The sequence below is a fragment of the Caballeronia calidae genome (assembly GCF_900044055.2).
GTDB classification, from domain to species: Bacteria; Pseudomonadota; Gammaproteobacteria; order Burkholderiales; family Burkholderiaceae; genus Caballeronia; species Caballeronia calidae.
On sequence record NZ_FCOX02000337.1, the window covers coordinates 1 to 695 of the forward strand.

Annotated in this window: 1 protein-coding gene; it reads right to left on the minus strand. The window is 60.0% G+C overall.

Annotated features, from left to right (window positions below):
* Positions 1–77: 77 nt before the first annotated feature.
* The coding region (locus AWB78_RS42925) for an IS1634 family transposase (protein WP_157697924.1) at positions 78–695 on the minus strand (618 nt) is incomplete at its 5' end.

Sequence of the window (695 nt, forward strand, 5' to 3'; positions counted from 1 at the left end):
CTGAAGTTGCTGCGACCTCGACGCAAAGTACTCTTTTGAATCAATCAGTTATGGTTGATCCGCTGTGGGGCTGCTGCCTACACGGCAATGGTTTTCAGCAGTTCGAGGGCTTTTTGCTGTTTGTGATCGGGCGCTGTATCGAGGGTGAAGGTGGCTTCGTGCGCGGACGCGCCTGGGTGATGACAGGCATTGCGCACGATGGTGCTGAGGTGGTGTAGGAGCGAATCGAAACTGTGTACGCAGGTGCCATCGCCCAGCGTCCTGCCTGAGACTTTGCGCAATGCGCTGGCCGAGCGCGTGGCCGGAGCGACCGGATCGCGTTGCGCCTTGGCCGCCTGTTCTTCGTCCGCGAACAGCAGTGGGCGCCAGGCCTGCATCATGTGCCATTTGATGTAGTAGGCGAGCATGCACAGCAGCAGGTGGGCACGCACCCGGTCGGCCAGGCGGTGATAGATCGGCCGCACCTCGAGGTCTACGGTCTTTATGGAACGGAAGGCCTGCTCAACCTGGCTGAGGCTCTTGTAGTTGCGCACCACGTCATCGCTGCTCATGCGTTCATGAGGCACCGCCGTGCGGATCACGTAGATGCCATCGAGGGCGGCTTCCGCGGCCACACGGGCCTCGTTGATCGCATACCCAAACGACGCGTCAGTGATTTCCAGATCAAAGTGCTTGCCGACCTTGTAGCGGTTTAG